We start from the raw sequence: 17,869 nt of genomic DNA, 5'->3' as shown, positions 1-17,869 counted from the left end.
GACTGAAAGAGTTTAACATTTATCAGGAGAGCATTATGGCCGTAACCAACGTTGCAGAACTTAACGCACTGGTCGAAAGAGTGAGAAAGGCACAGCAGGAATTTGCCACTTACACTCAGGAACAAGTGGACAAAATCTTCCGCGCTGCCGCACTCGCTGCATCAGATGCCCGTATCCCGCTGGCAAAAATGGCAGTTGCTGAATCCGGCATGGGGATAGTGGAAGATAAAGTCATCAAAAACCACTTCGCATCCGAGTACATTTATAACGCCTATCAGGATGAAAAAACCTGCGGCATCCTCTCTACTGATGACACGTTCGGTACGATTACCATCGCTGAACCTATTGGCCTGATTTGCGGTATTGTTCCCACCACCAACCCGACTTCTACCGCGATTTTTAAAGCGCTGATCAGCCTGAAGACCCGTAACGGGATTATCTTTTCTCCCCATCCGCGTGCAAAAAATGCGACCAATAAAGCTGCCGATATTGTTCTGCAAGCAGCCATTGCGGCAGGTGCGCCGAAAGATATCATCGGCTGGATCGATCAGCCTTCCGTCGAGCTATCCAACCAACTGATGCACCATCCCGATATCAACCTGATTCTGGCTACCGGTGGACCGGGTATGGTGAAAGCGGCATATAGTTCAGGTAAACCAGCCATCGGCGTCGGTGCCGGTAACACGCCTGTCGTCGTTGACGAAACGGCCGATATTAAGCGTGCCGTTGCCTCAATTCTGATGTCGAAAACCTTCGATAACGGCGTCATTTGTGCGTCAGAACAGTCAGTCATCGTGGTAGACAGCGTCTATGATGCTGTGCGTGAACGTTTTGCCACCCACGGCGGCTACATGCTCAAAGGCAAAGAACTGCATGCCGTACAAGGTATTCTGCTGAAAAATGGTTCACTGAATGCCGACATTGTGGGCCAGCCTGCACCGAAGATCGCAGAAATGGCGGGTATCACCGTCCCAGCGAACACCAAAGTGCTGATCGGTGAAGTGACGGCCGTCGATGAATCCGAACCCTTTGCCCACGAAAAACTGTCTCCAACGTTGGCGATGTACCGAGCGAAAGACTTCAATGACGCTGTCATTAAAGCGGAAAAACTGGTCGCAATGGGGGGGATAGGTCACACATCCTGCCTCTATACCGATCAGGACAATCAGCCAGAACGCGTGAATCATTTCGGTAATATGATGAAAACAGCGCGTATCCTGATTAACACTCCAGCTTCTCAGGGGGGGATCGGCGATCTCTATAACTTCAAACTCGCTCCGTCTCTGACGCTGGGCTGTGGCTCTTGGGGCGGAAACTCCATCTCCGAAAACGTCGGTCCGAAGCACTTGATCAACAAGAAAACGGTAGCCAAGCGAGCAGAGAATATGTTGTGGCATAAACTTCCTAAATCCATTTATTTCCGTCGTGGTTCACTGCCTATCGCCCTGGAAGAAGTCGCCTCCGATGGTGCAAAACGTGCATTTATCGTGACCGACCGCTTCCTGTTCAACAACGGTTATGTCGATCAGGTGACGTCTGTACTGAAACAGCACGGACTGGAAACCGAAGTGTTCTTCGAAGTTGAAGCTGACCCGACGCTGAGCATCGTGCGTAAAGGTGCCGAGCAAATGCACTCCTTCAAACCGGATGTGATTATTGCGCTGGGCGGTGGTTCTCCGATGGATGCCGCGAAGATCATGTGGGTGATGTATGAGCATCCTACGACCCACTTCGAAGAACTGGCACTACGCTTTATGGATATCCGTAAACGTATCTACAAGTTCCCGAAAATGGGCGTCAAAGCCAAAATGGTGGCGATTACCACCACATCTGGGACCGGTTCCGAAGTCACGCCGTTTGCCGTAGTGACCGACGATGCTACCGGACAGAAATATCCGTTGGCGGACTACGCGTTAACGCCAGATATGGCGATTGTTGATGCCAATTTAGTCATGAATATGCCGAAATCACTGTGTGCATTTGGCGGGCTTGATGCCGTAACACATTCGCTGGAAGCCTATGTTTCTGTGCTGGCAAACGAATACTCAGATGGACAGGCGTTACAAGCACTGAAGCTCTTGAAGGAAAACCTGCCAGACAGCTACCGTGACGGCGCGAAAAACCCGGTTGCCCGCGAGCGTGTACATAACGCGGCGACAATTGCAGGTATCGCGTTTGCCAACGCCTTCCTCGGCGTCTGTCACTCCATGGCGCACAAGCTGGGCTCAGAGTTCCATATCCCGCATGGCCTAGCTAACGCCCTGCTGATCTCGAACGTGATTCGCTATAACGCAAATGACAACCCGACCAAGCAGACGACGTTCAGCCAGTATGACCGTCCACAGGCACGCCGTCGTTACGCTGAAATAGCCGACCACCTGCGTTTGACTGCACCAAGCGATCGTACCGCACAGAAAATCGAGAAATTGCTGGGCTGGCTGGAAGAAATGAAGACCGAGCTGGGGATTCCAACGTCTATTCGTGAAGCGGGCGTACAGGAAGCCGATTTCCTGGCGAAGGTCGATAAATTGTCAGAAGATGCGTTCGACGATCAGTGTACTGGCGCTAACCCGCGTTACCCGCTGATTTCCGAACTTAAACAGATTCTGCTGGATACTTACTATGGTCGTAAGTTCTCTGAAGAAGAAAAAACGGAAGCGGTTGAGCCCGTAGTAAAATCCGCGAAAACCAGCAAGAAAGCTGCACAGTAACATTCTGGCTGTTACCGCCTTGGCCTAAAGGCGGTTTATCTCTTCATGATGCCCAACCCCTTTAAGGTTGGGCATTTTCATTACTCGTACTCAGCATAGACACGTAGAATACATCGTTTATTAATCGCCCTGCCTGTCGGATATTTAACCGCCTTACTCGCTTTCTTTACGGGTTAATCCCAGCGCAATTTTATAATGCTTACGGCACACGGAAACATAGCTCTCATTGCCGCCAATAACGACCTGTTCCCCTTCGTGGACAGCATTACCTTGTGCATCTAACCGCAATACGCAGTTGGCTTTGCGGCCGCAATGGCAGACCGTTTTTAACTCGATCAGCTTATCTGCCCACGCTAATAAATAGTGACTCCCGGAAAACAAATCGCCACGAAAATCAGTACGCAACCCGTAGCACAATACCGGGATATCTAATTGGTCCACGACATCGGAAAGCTCACTCACCTGCTCGCGGGTTAAAAATTGACATTCGTCAATTAATACACAATCGACGGGCTGAGCACGGTGCTCTTTCTCCAGCAATCCAAATAAGGATGTCTGCGGATTAAACAATAATGCCGGGGAAGAAAGGCCTATCCGTGAACTTACTATCCCCACGCCATGCCGATTATCTATTTCTGCAGTGAACACCAGCGTGCGCATCCCGCGCTCCTGATAGTTATATGATGACTGCAATAGCGCCGTCGATTTCCCTGCATTCATTGCAGAATAATAAAAATAAAGTTGGGCCACTCAGTTACTCCAAAAGGCAGGCTATATGATCTTCGTGTCGTAAAAACTTATTGTAACAACTCGTCTTCACGCTACGCAATGGGCTATTCTTCGGCCACATTTTGTCCATACACCCGCTAGCGACGGCCTGTTATGATAAAGGATATAAACGTTCCTTATAACAACAGCGTGGTATCAATAAGTCATTCTCTACCGTTTGATGGAGAAAAACGGCATACCAAATGTATTTTTTTGATAACAGGAAAGTATTTATATTTATGTAACATACGATGTGAGATCTGTTTTAAAAATGATGTTTTTTAACAAACTTACAAATTTGACTATTGCAGAAAGGAAAATAGCACTCTATTATCACACTACACGCCACCAATAATATTATTTGAGATTATCACAATGAGCGAAGCACTAAAGATTCTTAACAACATCCGTACTCTGCGTGCCCAGGCAAGAGAATGTACCCTGGATACTTTGGAAGAAATGCTGGAAAAATTGGAAGTCGTGGTTAATGAACGCCGCGAAGAAGATAGCCAGGTTCAGGCTGAAGTTGAAGAACGTGCGCGTAAATTGCAGCAATATCGCGATATGCTGATTGCAGACGGTATTGACCCTAACGAATTATTGCAGTCTTTAGGTTCAGTTAAGGTTGCAGGTAAAAGCAAGCGCGCTGCCCGCCCAGCAAAATATCAATACACTGACGAAAACGGTGAGCTTAAAACCTGGACTGGCCAAGGTCGTACACCGGCAGTAATCAAGAAAGCAATCGAAGAGCAAGGTAAATCTTTAGACGATTTCCTGCTGTAATCGTTTATAAGTACTGAATACGAAAAAACCCCCGATAACTATCGGGGGTTTTTCTTTGGTAACGCATATTGTAAAGAAAAAACAGATATGTCGCCATTTTTTGGCTGCTCTCTGTTTTTTGTAAACAGAGAGCAATCATTACATTCTGTTATTTTTCTTCTGCTTCAATCGTTTCCTGAAGCCACTGCGCAAATTCCTGACCTAAACCCTCATGGCGCAAACCATATTCAACGAATGCCTGCATATAGCCTAATTTATTACCACAGTCATGGCTCACACCCTTCAGGTGATACGCTTCTACTGTTTCTTTTTCCATCAACATTGCGATGGCATCGGTTAATTGAATTTCATTACCTGCACCTGGTGGTGTTTTCTCCAGCAGAGACCAAATATCCGCTGAGAGTACATAACGACCAACGACGGCTAAATTAGAAGGTGCTTCGGAAGCCTTAGGTTTTTCAACCACACCAACCATAGGTGCGCTATCCCCTGCCTTTAATTCCACGCCTTTGCAATCAACCACACCATAGCTACTTACATTTTCAACAGGCTCAACCATAATCTGGCTATGGCCTGTGGTAGAAAAGCGCTGCAACATTTCGCTTAAGTTATCTTTCTTCAGATCGGATTCATATTCATCAATAATCACATCTGGCAGAATAACCGCGACAGGCTCATCTCCGACTAACGGGTGCGCGCACAATACGGCATGACCAAGCCCTTTGGCTAATCCCTGACGCACTTGCATAATGGTGACGTGCTTAGGACAGATAGATTGAATTTCTTCCAACAGCTGACGTTTAACACGTTTTTCCAGTATGGCTTCCAGTTCAAAACTGGTATCGAAATGGTTTTCGATAGAATTCTTAGAAGAGTGTGTAACAAGAATAATTTCATTAATCCCTGCAGCGATACACTCATTAACAACATATTGGATCAGCGGTTTATCTACCAACGGCAGCATTTCTTTAGGAATGGCTTTAGTGGCAGGCAGCATACGCGTCCCTAATCCAGCAACCGGTATGACCGCTTTTTTTACTTTTTTATTCACAATAGACATAAACAGCCTCTTATATACCGTTCAAATAATGAACTTTATTTATCTAATCAAGATAACCGTAAGAGTATAACGATTTTAACAAGAGCACGCTTGTCCCAACGTTACCGTTCAATAAAAATAAGATAACTCCCTACAATAGTAGGAAATAAAAAATAATACCGAAAGATGGCTATTACCTGAAACCAGCACCCTCTCTCGCTATCAGACTATTCTGTAGTCAACATCAGTCGTAAACGGCCACCGCCACCCCATATCTGGCATTGCCAGGCTTCACATTGATAATTCAGTTGGTTGAGATAAGCGCCTTCGAGTGTTCCTAAAGGGATCCCGCTATTCAACGCTATCTGCTGTCCGTTAACGTTCAGCGTCGCATTTAGCCCGGCAGAAATCAGTATCAGCTGTTTTAACTGCTGATGATAATACCCAACGAGTAAAGGAAAACGGCCATTCAGGCTCGCCTGCCGCAGCAACTGGTTTACCTGTTTTAATAACGTCGGCAGATACGGCAAACGGTGTTGTTGATCGGCCAAATGTTCCTGAAGCACGCCATTGAACAAGGTTCGAAGCAGTAACGCTGCCAGCGTCCCGCTATTATTGATGCCCTGAGTAACATCAAGGCAATAGAAGGCTAACTCAGTCTCCGAAAGCGCGGCAATATCCAACACCAGCCCCGGTTGTTCCACAGCCGTCAACTGACGATAGTTAACACGGCAACGAGCAAGCGTTTGCTGAACTGGTGGCTGTAACTGAGCAAGCAGTTTGGTGACAGCTTCAGGAGATTGATTCAGGGAATCCATGTCCTGCATGAGTTGATCCATCTCATTTAGCTGTGAGGTGAACATATCAGGATACAGGCAGGACATCACCGCTTCACGCAAACGTGCATAGTCACGAATCGGTTTCAGCAATACATCCTGAACACCAAGCCGCAAGACTTTAGCGATGTCGGCCATCTGGCTAGTTGCAGAAATGATCAGTATTGGCGTGTCATTGTCTTTCAGGCGCAGACGTTCAAGGAACTCAATTCCTCCCATCGTCGGCATATCTAGATCACAAATCATTAAATCAGGTTGGTAATGTTCAAGAGTACTTAGCGCATCTAATCCATTAATTGCTTCCTGAACTGAAGCCCCAAGAGAAGTCAGATAACCAGCGAGCACAGATCGAAAAACGGCCTCGTCATCAATGACTAAAATATGCTTACCCGCTAGTGGTTGTTCCATCAGTACCCCTTACTTCAAACACCGAATAATCACACTTGCTTTAGCACCAGAGTGCCAAATAGACGGCACACCCTGTCTTCTTCACTGCATGTGCTTAGCTACATGCAGCACGTTTCACTATGCCCCTTTCACTAGCGGCAACAATTCATCACGCATCTTTTCCACCGCCTTATAACCCGCCTCAATCGCCTCCGGAGCCCGATGAAAATCTAAGGTCGCAATCTGGGGGCAATGCGGTTGCAACAGCACATCAGGCGGATCGCCCGCCATCCGCGTCATCTTTAACCGATTTTCCAGAATTTGGATCGATGTACTCATTATCTCCATCGCCGTTGGCGAACTTTCCGCTTGCTGACGACGACCCCGCAGTAAGCGTTCCCGAATTCTGCTACGCCAACCTTGCGGAACATTTTCCACATCAATGTCTGACGCTGTCGGTTTGATCGACAGCAAATCCTGATGATTAAGGCTAGCGTCGTGCTGGAGATCAACCGCGACTACGATGTCGGCACCCATTGCCCGCGCCAGAGAAACGGGAACAGGGTTGACCACCGCGCCATCCACCAGCCAGTAATCGTTAAATCGAACGGGGGATAGCAGGCCAGGCATACTGCAAGATGCACGCATAGCCTGATGCAAATCGCCTTCAGTCAGCCAGAGCTCACGCCCTGTACTGAGGTTGGTCGTCACGACGCCGTATTTAATAGCACAGTCTTCAATCTGTGTTGTATGTAACAAATGCTTCACACTATTAAAAACACGATCGCCACGCAACAAACTGCCGCGCTGCCAGGAGAGATCCATCAGTCGAATCACGTCCCAGTAACCAAATGCCCTCACCCAGCGCTCCACTGAGGATAGGTTGTTTGTGGCATACGCCGCACCGACCAGCGCGCCGATGGAACAACCGGCCACAATATCAATCTTTATCCCCATTTCTGTTAACGCATTAAATACACCAATATGCGCCCATCCTTTCGCTGCCCCAGAGCCCAGGGCTATTCCAATTTTTTTCCGCTGCATGATCGATCCACCTGCCTTCATTTTAGCGCACATTGCTACACGTAGAGTTTCTTAGGTAACATATCGGCATCCTGCATAGTGATCTGTTTATTATCTATCGGTTTTTATCTTAAATTTTCTTCAGGAGACATCGTGTCAGAATCTTGCCCCTGTTGCAGTGGATTGCAGTATAACGCATGCTGTCAACCCTACCTCACGCATGCCGCAACAGCGGCTGAGCCCGCCATCTTAATGCGATCGCGCTATACCGCCTATGTCAAACACGATGTCGATTACCTTATCGCCACCTGGCATCCCGATCTTCAGCCCGAGAAATGGCGCGACTCTCTCGCGGAAAGCTGCCAGAATTCGCAGTGGCTCGGCCTTACTATACTGGCAACGTCTCCCGGAAAAACGCTTGATGAGGGCTATGTGGAATTCGCCGCACGTTATGTAGCTGAAAGCGACAACCAGCGAACAGAAGTGATGCGAGAGCGCTCACGCTTCCTTCGTCAGCAGGATCGCTGGTACTATATAGACGGCGTTCATTTGCAGACAGGCAGAAATGAACCTTGCCCGTGTGATTCCGGCAAAAAATACAAAAAGTGTTGCGGACAGTAGAACACAGGCAGTCGCCCACGCGGCGTTATTGCTGCGTTACCATAAGATGATTATTTTAGTTTTTGGACAGGATCCACACGCTCATGCAATCCCAAAATATACAAAGAAAAGTATTACGAACCATTTGCCCCGACGCAAAAGGGCTCATCGCGAAAATTACGAATATTTGTTATAAACACGAACTGAACATCGTGCAGAACAATGAGTTTGTCGATCATCGCACTGGCCGTTTCTTTATGCGGACCGAGTTGGAAGGGATTTTCAATGACACCACGCTGTTAGCCGATCTGGATAGCGCACTTCCCGAAGGTTCTTCTCGCGAATTAACCGCAGTTGGCCGTCGTCGCATCGTCGTTCTGGTGACGAAAGAAGCCCACTGCCTGGGCGATCTATTGATGAAAAGCGCCTACGGTGGTTTGGATGTCGAAATCTCTGCCGTCATTGGCAACCACGATACCTTGCAGATGCTGGTTGAGCGGTTTGATATTCCTTTCCATCTGGTCAGCCATGAAGGACTGACTCGCGAAGAGCACGATCAAAAGATGATCGCGCAGATCGACCAATACAAACCCGATTACGTCGTGCTGGCAAAATATATGCGAGTGCTGACACCGGCCTTTGTTCAACACTACCCGAATCAGGTGATCAACATTCACCATTCGTTCTTACCCGCCTTTATCGGCGCTCGCCCGTACCATCAGGCTTATGAGCGCGGGGTAAAAATCATTGGCGCGACGGCACACTACGTCAACGATAATCTGGATGAAGGTCCGATCATCATGCAGGATGTCATTCACGTCGACCATACTTATTCGGGCGACGACATGATGCGAGCAGGCCGAGACGTTGAGAAAAATGTCCTGAGTCGCGCGCTGTACCGCGTGCTTGGACAACGTGTTTTTGTCTACGGTAACCGCACCATTATTCTGTAATTGGTTGATCGGACATCTTTTTGTATAAGGATGCGCCGAACGGAATAAAAAAACGGCAACCGCATTTATTTTTGATATATACCGCTTTACAGGGGCGCGCCATTTGATATGATGCGCCCCGCTTGAAGCGAAAGCTTCTCGCAGCAAGGCCAGTGGTGGGGTTCCCGAGCGGCCAAAGGGAGCAGACTGTAAATCTGCCGTCACAGACTTCGAAGGTTCGAATCCTTCCCCCACCACCATTTCAAAGCAGTACTTCTGAATTAAATCCCAACATCAAAGCATCAGATTCCCACTAGGGGAAGGTGAGAACCTTCGACCAAGGTTCGACAAAACCGGTACGGTTTTGAGCAATGCGCAGCATTGACCCGCAGGGCGAGGAGCGAAGCGACGAGTTATCCTTCCCCCACCACCATTTCAAAGCAGCACTTCTGAATTAAATCCCAACATCAAAGCATCAGATTCCCATTTGGGGAAGGTGAGAGCCTTCGACCAGGGTTCGACAAAACCGGCACGGTTTTGAGCAATGCGCAGCGTTATTTCCCCACGGCCACTCGCACCAATAATCAGCGCAATAGAATGGAATGGGGAAAAATGCCTTACGCCTTCCCTTTCCAGCGTCCAGGGACATAAGAGAACACCGGAAGCTGCCACGACCAGCGAATGGCCGCCAGACGCACGGCCAAACCGATGCTGAATGACGTCATCAGGTTAATATCGTGATTAACGTTAAGCGACTTTAACCCAAGATAGAGAAGTGCGACTAAAAGCGAGACGCTGGCGTACAGCTCTTTTTTCAGCACCATCGGCGTACGGTTACAGAAAATATCACGCAAGATTCCACCGAAAATCCCAGTGACAATACCCGCCATAACCACCACCGTCGTTGAATAATTCAGTTGCAGTGCGACGTTGCAACCAATAACTGTAAAGGCAATCAGCCCCATCGCATCCAGCACCAGAAAGAGTCGGTGCAAATGGTGCATGAAGCGCGCAATGATTATCGTGAAAAGACCCGCACCAATGGTGAGATAGATATAGCCGGGATGCTGCGTCCAGCCGATGGGATAATTACCCAGGAGAATATCGCGAACGGTGCCACCGCCAAGCGCAGTGATGAAGGCAATCATGCCTACGCCAAAAATATCCATATTACGACGTCCGGCAGCCAGCGCCCCGGACATCCCCTCTGCCGTAATCGCGATCAGATAGATGTAAGTCAGCACACAAGTTATCCTGTGAAATGTGCCACTCCCTCTGTCCGCTTTACCTGAGAGTTTACGCAGCAGCGCTGCTTGCCCCTTCGGTGGGTTGTGTTACAACCTCTCTCCAGTTGGCTTCAATGGAATTCGCAGTTAGGGTAGCCTGAGCGATTATGGGAGTTTGCGCCTTCGGCGGAGCGTCACATATACCCTAATAATGTCGGGTATGCGCCCTCTCTCCTGCGAGGAGCGGAGTATACGGTCGACAAGCCTTGCGTTCAACCGAATATAAGTGAATCTTATTTTTAATGATTCTCATCTGCGCCAACCGTCTCTGAGAACGCAGTACTAATCCATTAACGCCGTTCGAAAGCATAGCCTCACCGTGACGGCATCCCTCGTTTTCTGCTACCATCTGGTCACATTTTTTAGCGAATGGCAGCGAACATGAAAGTTGTATCTTTTAATATCAATGGCCTGCGGGCGCGCCCTCATCAGTTGGCCGCCATTATCGAACAACACCAGCCGGATGTGATCGGGTTGCAGGAAACGAAAGTCCACGATGACATGTTTCCGTTAGAGGATGTCAGCCAGTACGGCTACCACGTTTATTATCACGGGCAAAAAGGTCACTACGGCGTCGCGCTGCTGTGTAAAACGCAGCCCATTGCGGTTCGTCGCGGTTTCCCAACGGATGAAGACGATGCGCAACGCCGGATCATCATGGCGGACTTCGCTACCGAACATGGCACGTTGACGGTCGTTAACGGCTATTTCCCCCAGGGAGAAAGCCGCGACCATCCGGTGAAATTCCCCGCCAAAACGCGCTTCTATCAGGATCTGCAAACCTATCTGGAACAACATCACAGCGCGACACAACCGCTGATTGTGATGGGCGATGTCAATATCAGCCCTACCGATCTGGATATCGGGATCGGCGAAGAGAACCGTAAACGTTGGCTACGCACGGGTAAATGTTCTTTCCTGCCGGAAGAGCGTGAATGGATGGCGCGTTTGCAAGGCTGGGGACTTATCGACACCTTCCGGGCGGCAAACCCAGAAAGCAACGATCGCTTCTCGTGGTTTGACTACCGTTCTGCCGGGTTCGATGACAACCGTGGCCTGCGTATTGACCTGATTCTTGCCAGTACGTTCCTGGCCGAGCGCTGCGTCGCCACCGGCATTGATTACGATATTCGGGGAATGGAAAAACCGTCCGACCATGCACCGATTTGGGCACAGTTTTCGTTGTAGAAACTGTTGTTGCAGAGATAATACGCGATGAAAATAGCATCACCGCTGGGCATCCAAGCCACAGCGGTGATTAAAATTCGCAGAAGCATTAAGCGTCGTACTTAACCCGCCGTTATTACTTAACCAACTGCCATATCAGGTTGTTGGTTCCCAGCGTTTGTTTATCCCGCACGCATTGCAGAATCACACCTTCAACCTTTACCACCGCGCCTTCGGAATAGTTCCGGTTTTCATACACGCAGCAGCGCAGGCAGTTGTTATTTTGTTCACGTACCGCCGTCCCAGCGCCCCACACTTCCGGTGGAACGGGAACAACAATATCGGTTCCGCCACGATTAGCCTGCGCCAACGCAGGCAGTACCAGCATCACACTGGCGACACACAAAGACATTAACGATTTCATTGCTCCTGCTCCTTCGCTTTTTTAGTCTGAGGCTTACGCCGTTTTGAAGCACCTGACGGCGGTGCAGAAAGCCCTTTGAACGCTCTCACCGCACCGTTCTGTTTTGCTTGCTGAATCAGCTCCTGCAAAGAGTTCGTCAGCGGTTGCATAAAATCCTGATAGCGGCATTTTTTTTCGCTGATTTGCGTCAACGTGGCTTCCCAATGTGCGGTCATGTCAGGGTGCGCCGCGCTCGCAGGCAGTGAGTGGATCAACGCCCGCCCCGCTTCACTCGCGTGAATATAGCGGGATTTCTTAAACAAAAATGTCCGTTTAAACAATAACTCGATAATACCCGCACGCGTCGCCTCGGTTCCTAACCCATCGGTTGCTCGCAGGATTTTCTTCAGTTCCTTATCCTGCACAAAACGCGCGATGCCTGTCATCGCCGATAACAACGTGGCATCGGTAAACGGCCGCGGCGGCTGTGTTTGGCGCTCAACGACTTCACCGCGTTCACACAGTAACTCATCGCCTTTTGCCACCACAGGCAATGGCATGCCTTCGTTTTCCTCGTCTCGCTCTTTGCCGCCTAACAACGTACGCCATCCGGCTTCGGCCAGGAACCTCGCTTTGGCAATAAATTTACCGCCCGCAATGTCCAGTTCAATAACACACTTGCGAAACACGGCGTCCGGGCAGAACTGCATGATGTACTGCCGCGCGACTAAACCATATACCTTGCGCTCATTCTCCGTCAGCGACGCGCTTGCGGTACGGGCAGTAGGAATAATCGCGTGGTGAGCATCGACCTTACCATCGTCCCAGCAGCGGTTACGCCGATCCACATCCATAACTGGCTGTGGCAACAGGTCGGGTTGGTGTACGGATATCGCGTTTATGACGGCATGACGCCCGGCAAAATGCTCTTCTGGCAGATAGCGACAGTCAGAACGCGGGTACGTAATCAGCTTATGGGTTTCATAGAGCTTCTGGCACACGTCCAACACCTGCTGCGCACTAAGCCCAAAACGCTTCGCGGCTTCGATCTGTAACGTCGACAGCGAATAAGGCAACGGTGCGGTTTCTGATTCCCGTTTATCATTATAGCTGGTGACGAACGCAGGCTGGCCTTCGATACGTTTAACGACATGTTCCGCCAGCGAACGATGCAATAAGCGTCCTTCCTCATCCTGATAAGGCTCGCAGGATTCGCTGGGCTGCCATAGCGCGACAAAACGCTCATCGGCAGGCGTCACGATATGCGCTTTCACTTCAAAATAATCTTTGGAAACGAAGTTTTCTATCTCTTCATCTCGCCGCACCACCAGCCCCAGCACCGGCGTTTGCACGCGGCCAACCGACAGCACGCCGTCATAGCCAGCATTGCGGCCTAATATCGTATAGGCGCGGGTCATGTTAATGCCGTAGAGCCAGTCCGCTCGGGAACGCGCCAGCGCCGACACACACAGGGGGATGAACTCTCTGTTCTCACGCAAACGAGAAACGGCACGCTCTACTGCCTGCGGGTTGAGATCGTTAATCAGACAACGACGTACCTGCTGACGTTTCTCTTCCGGTAATGAAAGGTATTCCAGCACCTCATCCACCAGCAGTTGTCCTTCACGATCGGGGTCTCCCGCATGAATCACTTCACTGGCATCATTCAGGAGCTTTTTTATGGTGTTAAGCTGCTTACTGACCGAGGGGCGCGGTTGCAACAGCCATTTTTGGGGAATGATAGGTAGATCGGTGAGCGACCAGCGAGCATAGCGCGCATCATAAACATCCGGCTGCGCCTGCTCCAGCAGGTGCCCCACACACCACGTCACAACATCATTCTGGCCGCAGGCAATAAAGCCATCGCCGCGTCGATGCGGTTTGGGTAATACGTCTGCAATCGCCCGCGCAAGGCTGGGCTTTTCGGCAATAAAAAGTCGCATTATTCACCATTAAGCAGACTGGACATTTCCCGCGTAACTCGCGGGAAAGTACGCTGTGAAACAAGGCGGAAATCGATATTATTCAAAAGATGACGATCAGAAGTAGTGAACAAACGCGTCGGTATCAAGCGGCGTGACCGTGGCCGAGGCTTTGAGTTGAGGTGTTCCCAGATAGAGGAAACCGACAATTTCATCCTGCTCACGGCAGTTGAACGCTTCGCGCACCAAAGCATTATGCGTCCAGGCACCGCTACGCCAGATACCGTTAAAGCCCTGCGCCAATGCGGCCATCTGCATAGCCTGAACCGCACAGCCTGCGGAGACAATTTGCTCCCAGAGCGGGACTTTCGGGTTCTCTTCACAATGGGCAACAATGGTGATAATCAGCGGCGCGCGATAAGGCGCCTGACGCGCTTTATCAATACCAGCGTCGTCCAGCCCTTCCTGCTGCGCGGCGCGGGTCAGTAGCGTACTAAAACGATCCAGACCGTCATTTTCGATCATAAAAAAGCGCCACGGCTGCATCGCACCATGATCCGGCGCACGCATACCGGCGTGGATAATGTTATTCAATGCGTCACCCGTCGGTGCTGGCGCGGTCAGGCGCGAGGCCGAACGACGATTCAATAGCAATTCAAGAGCATCCATCGCACATCTCCTGTCTGGCAATATAATTTCTGCGGTACAATTCACTTCTCCGGCAAGCCACTTCTACAGTAGAAACGACTGTACGGCAACGTTGCGCGCCACGTTAGCACAAGTAGAAGTTTTGTTACAAGATAACCCCGACAGGGCGTGCTTCTGCGGCGATTTAATGCTGACTTTTTACTGTCCGCTCATTAGGATACTATCACTCCTTGTGCTTCATCACTTGCCAGAGGGCGAGTTGAAGGACGTAGGGCACACGCTGTTTACCCGTTCATGGAGATATCATGCGCACATTGTGGCGAATTTTTAGCGGATTTTTTAAGTGGACATGGCGTCTGCTTAATTTTATCAGAGAATTTATTCTCAATATTTTCCTTATTGCTCTGATTTTAGTTGGTGTTGGGATCTACTCACAGATAAAAACGACGCCGGAAGAGGCCACGAAAGGTGCGCTGCTGGTCGATCTGACGGGCGTGGTCGTTGATCAACCCACCGTTAACAACAAACTGCGTCAATTAGGACGCGAATTCTTCGGCGCATCGAACAACCGTCGCCAGGAGAACTCACTGTTCGATATCGTCGACAGTATTCGTCAGGCAAAGAGTGACGAAAACATCACGGGAATGGTGCTGGATCTCAGCGATTTTACCGGTGCCGACCAGCCGTCTCTGCAATACATCGGTAAAGCGCTGCGCGAATTTCGCGATAGCGGCAAGCCTATTTATGCAGTCGGTGACAGCTACAACCAGTCTCAATACTATTTGGCCAGTTTTGCCAATACGGTATCATTGACACCACAAGGCAGCGTTGATCTACACGGTTTCGCGACCAACAATCTCTATTTCAAGTCCATGTTGGACAAGCTGAAAGTGACCACCAATATCTTCCGTGTGGGAACCTATAAGTCAGCCGTTGAGCCGTATCTGCGTGACGATATGTCACCTGCTGCACGCGATGCCGATGGCCGGTGGATCAACGCCCTGTGGCAGCAGTATTTAAATACTGTTTCTGCTAACCGCCAGATCACCCCGCAGCAGCTCTTCCCTGGCGCAACCAGCATCATTGCAGGCTTGCAGGCCGTTCAGGGCGACACTGCACGCTATGCACTGGATAACAAGCTGGTCGATGAAGTGGCATCACGTTCCATGACCGAGCAATCGCTGGTTAAAGCGTTCGGCTGGAATAGTCAGAAGAACAACTTTAATTTCATCAGCATTTACGACTACACCATCAAACCGCCAGTGCAAAACAACAATCAGATCGCAGTTGTGTTTGCTAATGGGGCAATTATTGATGGCCCGGAAACACCAGGAATGGTCGGCGGCGATACCACGGCAGCACAAATTCGTGCCGCGCGCCTCGATCCTAAAGTCAAAGCACTGGTACTGCGCGTCAATAGCCCCGGCGGTAGCGTCACCGCGTCGGAGCTGATTCGCTCAGAACTGATGTCACTCCGTTTGGCGGGTAAACCGATCGTCGTATCCATGGGCGGAATGGCAGCATCGGGCGGCTACTGGATCTCAACGCCAGCGAACGCAATCATCTCCAGCGCCAGTACATTGACAGGGTCTATCGGTATTTTTGGCGTGATTACCACGTTCGAAGATTCGCTGGAAAACCTTGGCGTCCACACGGATGGCGTTGCCACGTCCCCGCTGGCCGATTTGTCAATCACGAAATCGCTGCCGCCTGAATTCTCGCAGATGATGCAACTGAGTATCGAACGCGGTTATAAGAACTTCATCGATATCGTGGCGCAAGCACGTAAGAAAACGCCAGCGCAAATCGATCAGATCGCGCAAGGCCACGTCTGGGTTGGTAGCGATGCGAAAGAAAATGGTCTGGTCGATCAGATCGGTGATTTTGACGACGCCGTGAAGAAAGCGGCAGAGCTGGCAAAACTGGGACAATATCAGTTGAACTGGTATGCCGAGCAGCCAGGTTTGCTCGACACGATGCTGAATCAGGTGAACGCCTCTGTTTATGCCCTGCTGCCCGTTGCCGTTCAGTCCATGCTGCCAGCCCCGGTTGCTCAGTTGGCGGAAGTGGTGCGGTCACAGCCATCTATCATGAATAACCTGAACGACCCGCAGAACCGATACGCATTTTGCCTCACCTGCGGAGAAGTTAGGTAGCATTTACATTGATCGCTATATGTGCCCTAAATAATTCGAGTTGTGTGAAGGAAGCCAACGCACATACGACTTGAAGTACGACGGGCCTGTCCCGGTAATAGTCATTACTTATGATGATATTACCGGGCTATTTTTCCCTCTATACTTGATTTTTAATCCTGACTCACACCACCATGCGAAAGAAATCCATTTATGTCGCCTATACGGGCGGTACCATCGGTATGCAGCGATCAGCCAATGGCTATGTACCTGTATCTGGTCATTTACAGCAGCAATTGGCAAACATGCCAGAATTCCACCGCGAAGAAATGCCATCGTTCACGATTCATGAATATGACCCGCTAATCGATTCGTCTGACATGACGCCGGCCGATTGGCAATCCATCGCGGACGATATTCAACACCACTACGATGATTACGACGGTTTCGTGATTCTGCACGGCACTGATACAATGGCGTTCACCGCATCTGCTCTGTCGTTTATGCTGGAAAATCTTGCCAAGCCGGTTATCGTGACAGGGTCACAAATCCCGTTAGCAGAATTGCGCTCGGACGGCCAGACCAACCTGTTGAACGCGCTATACGTTGCCGCTAATCATCCGATTAATGAAGTCGCCCTCTTCTTCAATAACAAACTGCTGCGCGGCAACCGCACCACCAAAGCCCATGCAGACGGTTTTGACGCCTTCGCCTCCCCCAACTATCCGCCGCTGCTGGAAGCCGGTATCCATATTCGTCGGCTGGCTCCTACCGTGGAATGCAGCAACTGTCCGCCGCTGAAGGTGCATCACATTACGCCGCAGCCTATCGGGGTGATTACGATTTATCCTGGCATTTCTGCCGATGTCATCAGCAATTTCCTCCGTCAGCCAGTAAAAGCGCTTATTCTGCGCTCCTACGGCGTTGGCAATGCGCCGCAAAGCCCTGGCCTGCTGCGCGAGTTACATGAAGCCTCCGATCGCGGCATTGTGGTCGTCAACCTGACGCAGTGCATTTCCGGACGCGTGAATATGGGCGGTTATGCGACGGGCAATGCGCTGGCGCACGCTGGCGTCATCAGTGGCTTTGATATGACTGTCGAAGCTGCCTTGACCAAGCTGCATTACTTGTTGAGCCAGCAAGACTTAAGCGCCGATGAAATTCGTCAGTTGATGCAGCAGAGCCTGCATGGGGAATTGAGCGATAAAGATTGAGTTAATCACGGAGTA

15 protein-coding genes, 1 tRNA gene, 1 other RNA gene and 1 riboswitch are annotated in these 17,869 nt (G+C 50.1%); of the genes, 9 read left to right on the top strand and 8 right to left on the bottom strand.

The genetic code is table 11. The features are described 5' to 3' along the window. Positions 1 to 35: 35 nt before the first annotated feature. Complete coding sequence (gene adhE / locus KKH3_RS09270) at positions 36 to 2,711, top strand: bifunctional acetaldehyde-CoA/alcohol dehydrogenase (protein WP_039358452.1); 2,676 nt, start codon at positions 36 to 38, stop codon at positions 2,709 to 2,711. A 153-nt stretch (positions 2,712 to 2,864) separates the two neighbouring features. Here the strand turns inward: adhE and KKH3_RS09265 are convergent, their stop codons facing one another. Then, positions 2,865 to 3,461 carry a thymidine kinase gene (locus tag KKH3_RS09265; RefSeq protein ID WP_015840216.1) on the bottom strand — a complete coding sequence of 199 codons (597 nt, stop codon included), beginning with the start codon at positions 3,459 to 3,461 and terminating at the stop codon, positions 2,865 to 2,867. Positions 3,462 to 3,854: 393 nt separating this feature from the next. On the opposite strand from KKH3_RS09265, the gene hns reads away from it, so the two are divergent. Continuing rightward, positions 3,855 to 4,262 (top strand): histone-like nucleoid-structuring protein H-NS, encoded by a 408-nt coding sequence (hns, locus tag KKH3_RS09260; RefSeq protein ID WP_010275331.1) that lies wholly within the window; start codon positions 3,855 to 3,857, stop codon positions 4,260 to 4,262. 148 nt (positions 4,263 to 4,410) lie between these two features. Here the strand turns inward: hns and galU are convergent, their stop codons facing one another. The 3 genes from galU to rssA form a co-directional block, all read right to left on the bottom strand. Next, positions 4,411 to 5,322, bottom strand: coding sequence for a UTP--glucose-1-phosphate uridylyltransferase GalU (gene galU / locus KKH3_RS09255; protein ID WP_039358449.1), 912 nt, complete (start codon positions 5,320 to 5,322; stop codon positions 4,411 to 4,413). Positions 5,323 to 5,528: 206 nt separating this feature from the next. Then, a complete protein-coding gene (gene rssB / locus KKH3_RS09250; protein WP_039358445.1) occupies positions 5,529 to 6,545 on the bottom strand; it encodes a two-component system response regulator RssB in 1,017 nt (338 codons plus the stop codon). Between the two features lie 117 nt (positions 6,546 to 6,662). Next, positions 6,663 to 7,568, bottom strand: coding sequence for a patatin-like phospholipase RssA (rssA, locus tag KKH3_RS09245; protein ID WP_039358442.1), 906 nt, complete (start codon positions 7,566 to 7,568; stop codon positions 6,663 to 6,665). Between the two features lie 132 nt (positions 7,569 to 7,700). Here rssA and KKH3_RS09240 point away from each other — a divergent pair, with 132 nt between their 5' ends. The 4 genes from KKH3_RS09240 (at position 7,701) to KKH3_RS21690 (ending at position 9,512) form a co-directional block, all read left to right on the top strand. After that, positions 7,701 to 8,168: a YchJ family protein gene (locus KKH3_RS09240; RefSeq protein WP_039358439.1), complete on the top strand. Its 468-nt coding sequence runs from the start codon at positions 7,701 to 7,703 to the stop codon at positions 8,166 to 8,168. An 83-nt stretch (positions 8,169 to 8,251) separates the two neighbouring features. Further along, a complete protein-coding gene (gene purU, locus KKH3_RS09235) occupies positions 8,252 to 9,100 on the top strand; it encodes a formyltetrahydrofolate deformylase (protein WP_039358436.1) in 849 nt (282 codons plus the stop codon). Between the two features lie 154 nt (positions 9,101 to 9,254). Continuing rightward, positions 9,255 to 9,339: transfer RNA gene (locus KKH3_RS09230), tRNA-Tyr, on the top strand. 43 nt (positions 9,340 to 9,382) lie between these two features. Beyond that, a non-coding RNA gene (locus KKH3_RS21690) (RtT sRNA) lies at positions 9,383 to 9,512 on the top strand. Between the two features lie 184 nt (positions 9,513 to 9,696). Here KKH3_RS21690 and KKH3_RS09225 read toward each other — a convergent pair. Next, entirely contained in the window at positions 9,697 to 10,323 is a 627-nt protein-coding gene (locus tag KKH3_RS09225; protein ID WP_039358433.1) for a trimeric intracellular cation channel family protein, read from the bottom strand. A 21-nt stretch (positions 10,324 to 10,344) separates the two neighbouring features. Beyond that, positions 10,345 to 10,440: riboswitch (glycine riboswitch) on the bottom strand. A 306-nt stretch (positions 10,441 to 10,746) separates the two neighbouring features. Between KKH3_RS09225 and xthA the strand changes: the two genes are divergently transcribed. Further along, on the top strand, positions 10,747 to 11,553 hold the full coding sequence (gene xthA / locus KKH3_RS09220) for an exodeoxyribonuclease III (RefSeq protein ID WP_039358430.1): 807 nt from the start codon (positions 10,747 to 10,749) through the stop codon (positions 11,551 to 11,553). A gap of 115 nt (positions 11,554 to 11,668) precedes the next feature. Here the strand turns inward: xthA and KKH3_RS09215 are convergent, their stop codons facing one another. From KKH3_RS09215 to KKH3_RS09205, 3 genes are all read right to left on the bottom strand, one after another. After that, positions 11,669 to 11,956 (bottom strand): YnjH family protein, encoded by a 288-nt coding sequence (locus tag KKH3_RS09215; RefSeq protein WP_039358427.1) that lies wholly within the window; start codon positions 11,954 to 11,956, stop codon positions 11,669 to 11,671. Beyond that, entirely contained in the window at positions 11,953 to 13,878 is a 1,926-nt protein-coding gene (locus KKH3_RS09210; RefSeq protein ID WP_039358423.1) for a DNA topoisomerase III, read from the bottom strand. Before KKH3_RS09210 ends, KKH3_RS09215 begins: the two co-directional genes overlap by 4 nt. A 96-nt stretch (positions 13,879 to 13,974) precedes the next feature. Further along, the gene (locus tag KKH3_RS09205) at positions 13,975 to 14,526 is read right to left on the bottom strand and encodes an NAD(P)H nitroreductase (RefSeq protein WP_039358421.1); all 552 of its coding nucleotides are present in this window, start codon (positions 14,524 to 14,526) and stop codon (positions 13,975 to 13,977) included. Positions 14,527 to 14,810: 284 nt separating this feature from the next. On the opposite strand from KKH3_RS09205, the gene sppA reads away from it, so the two are divergent. Together sppA and ansA are read left to right on the top strand one after the other, a co-directional pair. Beyond that, the gene (gene sppA / locus KKH3_RS09200) at positions 14,811 to 16,661 is read left to right on the top strand and encodes a signal peptide peptidase SppA (RefSeq protein WP_039358418.1); all 1,851 of its coding nucleotides are present in this window, start codon (positions 14,811 to 14,813) and stop codon (positions 16,659 to 16,661) included. 173 nt (positions 16,662 to 16,834) lie between these two features. Further along, a complete protein-coding gene (gene ansA / locus KKH3_RS09195) occupies positions 16,835 to 17,854 on the top strand; it encodes an asparaginase (RefSeq protein WP_039358415.1) in 1,020 nt (339 codons plus the stop codon). The last annotated feature ends 15 nt before the right edge of the window (positions 17,855 to 17,869 follow it).

Origin of the sequence: Pectobacterium actinidiae, assembly GCF_000803315.1 — a bacterium.
GTDB lineage: Bacteria > Pseudomonadota > Gammaproteobacteria > Enterobacterales > Enterobacteriaceae > Pectobacterium > Pectobacterium actinidiae.
Note: the sequence above shows the minus strand (reverse complement) of the source record. Positions and strands in the feature narration are given on the sequence as shown.